At 51.6% G+C, this 3186-nt stretch carries 2 rRNA genes; both read right to left on the minus strand.

Annotated elements, in window-relative coordinates:
• Positions 1-6: 6 nt before the first annotated feature.
• Positions 7-122, minus strand: a 5S ribosomal RNA gene (gene rrf / locus PR799_RS17610).
• A 142-nt stretch (positions 123-264) separates the two neighbouring features.
• Positions 265-3169, minus strand: a 23S ribosomal RNA gene (locus PR799_RS17615).
• Positions 3170-3186: the final 17 nt, after the last annotated feature.

Genomic DNA, 3186 nt, shown 5'->3' on the forward strand with positions numbered 1-3186 from the left:
TTTAATGTCTGGCAGTTCCCTACTCTCACATGGGGAGACCCCACACTACCATCGGCGCTACGGCGTTTCACTGCTGAGTTCGGCATGGGGTCAGGTGGGACCACCGCGCTATTGCCGCCAGACAAATTCTGTTTATTCCCGTTTAGCCTTTCATTCACTAAACCAGAATATCAATCCTGAACAAGCTGTTGTGTCCACCTCTCGGCGTCTCACACTTTATTGAATCAACGTCATCTCTCATCTCGAAAACACCTTCGGTGTTGTCAGGTTAAGCCTCACGGTTCATTAGTATTGGTTAGCTCAACGTATCGCTACGCTTACACACCCAACCTATCAACGTCTTAGTCTTAAACGTTCCTTTAGGACCCTTAAAGAGTCAGGGAAGACTCATCTCAAGGCAAGTTTCCCGCTTAGATGCTTTCAGCGGTTATCTCTTCCGCACTTAGCTACCGGGCAATGCCATTGGCATGACAACCCGAACACCAGTGGTGCGTCCACTCCGGTCCTCTCGTACTAGGAGCAGCCCCTTTCAATCTTCCAACGCCCACGGCAGATAGGGACCGAACTGTCTCACGACGTTCTAAACCCAGCTCGCGTACCACTTTAAACGGCGAACAGCCGTACCCTTGGGACCTACTTCAGCCCCAGGATGTGATGAGCCGACATCGAGGTGCCAAACACCGCCGTCGATATGAACTCTTGGGCGGTATCAGCCTGTTATCCCCGGAGTACCTTTTATCCGTTGAGCGATGGCCCTTCCATACAGAACCACCGGATCACTAAGACCTACTTTCGTACCTGCTCGAGCCGTCACTCTCGCAGTCAAGCTGGCTTATGCCTTTGCACTAACCGCATGATGTCCGACCATGCTTAGCCAACCTTCGTGCTCCTCCGTTACTCTTTGGGAGGAGACCGCCCCAGTCAAACTACCCACCAGACACTGTCCGCACCCCAGATAATGGGGCTACGTTAGAACATCAAACATTAAAGGGTGGTATTTCAAGGTTGGCTCCACGCAGACTGGCGTCCACGCTTCAAAGCCTCCCACCTATCCTACACATCAAGGCTCAATGTTCAGTGTCAAGCTATAGTAAAGGTTCACGGGGTCTTTCCGTCTTGCCGCGGGTACACTGCATCTTCACAGCGAGTTCAATTTCACTGAGTCTCGGGTGGAGACAGCCTGGCCATCATTACGCCATTCGTGCAGGTCGGAACTTACCCGACAAGGAATTTCGCTACCTTAGGACCGTTATAGTTACGGCCGCCGTTTACTGGGGCTTCGATCAAGAGCTTCTCCTTACGGATAACCCCATCAATTAACCTTCCAGCACCGGGCAGGCGTCACACCGTATACGTCCACTTTCGTGTTTGCACAGTGCTGTGTTTTTAATAAACAGTTGCAGCCAGCTGGTATCTGCGACTGGCTTCAGCTCCATGAGTAAATCACTTCACCTAATGCCAGCGTGCCTTCTCCCGAAGTTACGGCACCATTTTGCCTAGTTCCTTCACCCGAGTTCTCTCAAGCGCCTGAGTATTCTCTACCTGACCACCTGTGTCGGTTTGGGGTACGATTAATGATAATCTAGAGCTTAGAGGCTTTTCCTGGAAGCGGGGTATCAGCTACTTCGCCACCGTAGTGACTCGTCATCAGACCTCAGCATATAGTGAACCGGATTTGCCTAATTCACCTGCCTACATCCTTAAACCGGGACAACCGTCGCCCGGCCAGCCTAACCTTCTCCGTCCCCCCATCGCAATTATCACCAGTACGGGAATATTAACCCGTTTCCCATCGACTACGCATTTCTGCCTCGCCTTAGGGGTCGACTCACCCTGCCCCGATTAACGTTGGACAGGAACCCTTGGTCTTCCGGCGTGCGGGTTTTTCACCCGCATTATCGTTACTTATGTCAGCATTCGCACTTCTGATACCTCCAGCATGCCTCACAGCACACCTTCACAGGCTTACAGAACGCTCCCCTACCCAACAATATTTACATATCGCTGCCGCAGCTTCGGTGCATAGTTTAGCCCCGTTACATCTTCCGCGCAGGCCGACTCGACCAGTGAGCTATTACGCTTTCTTTAAATGATGGCTGCTTCTAAGCCAACATCCTGGCTGTCTGAGCCTTCCCACTTCGTTTCCCACTTAACTATGACTTTGGGACCTTAGCTGGCGGTCTGGGTTGTTTCCCTCTTCACGACGAACGTTAGCACCCGCCGTGTGTCTCCCGTGATAACATTCTTCGGTATTCGTAGTTTGCATCGAGTTGGTAAGTCGGGATGACCCCCTAGTCGAAACAGTGCTCTACCCCCGAAGATGAGTTCACGAGGCGCTACCTAAATAGCTTTCGGGGAGAACCAGCTATCTCCCGGTTTGATTGGCCTTTCACCCCCAGCCACAAGTCATCCGCTAATTTTTCAACATTAGTCGGTTCGGTCCTCCAGTTAGTGTTACCCAACCTTCAACCTGCCCATGGCTAGATCACCGGGTTTCGGGTCTATACCCTGCAACTCATTCGCCCAGTTAAGACTCGGTTTCCCTACGGCTCCCCTATACGGTTAACCTTGCTACAGAATATAAGTCGCTGACCCATTATACAAAAGGTACGCAGTCACACCACAAGGGTGCTCCCACTGCTTGTACGTACACGGTTTCAGGTTCTATTTCACTCCCCTCGCCGGGGTTCTTTTCGCCTTTCCCTCACGGTACTGGTTCACTATCGGTCAATCAGGAGTATTTAGCCTTGGAGGATGGTCCCCCCATATTCAGACAGGATAACACGTGTCCCGCCCTACTCGTCGAGTTCACAACACTAACACCTTCGGATACGGGGCTATCACCCTTTACTGCCGGCCTTTCCAGACCGTTCTCCTGATGCTAATGCTGATTAAGACTCTGGGCTGCTCCCCGTTCGCTCGCCGCTACTAGGGGAATCTCGGTTGATTTCTTTTCCTCGAGGTACTGAGATGTTTCAGTTCCCTCGGTTCGCTCGTTTGACTATGTATTCATCAAACGATAGTGCAACGAATTGCACTGGGTTTCCCCATTCGGAAATCGTCGGTTATAACGGTTCATATCACCTTACCGACGCTTATCGCAGATTAGCACGTCCTTCATCGCCTCTGATTGCCTAGGCATCCACCGTGTACGCTTAGTCGCTTAACCTCACAACCCGAAGGTGT

This window comes from Providencia sp. PROV202, assembly GCF_028479565.1.
Classification (GTDB): Bacteria; Pseudomonadota; Gammaproteobacteria; order Enterobacterales; family Enterobacteriaceae; genus Providencia; species Providencia zhijiangensis.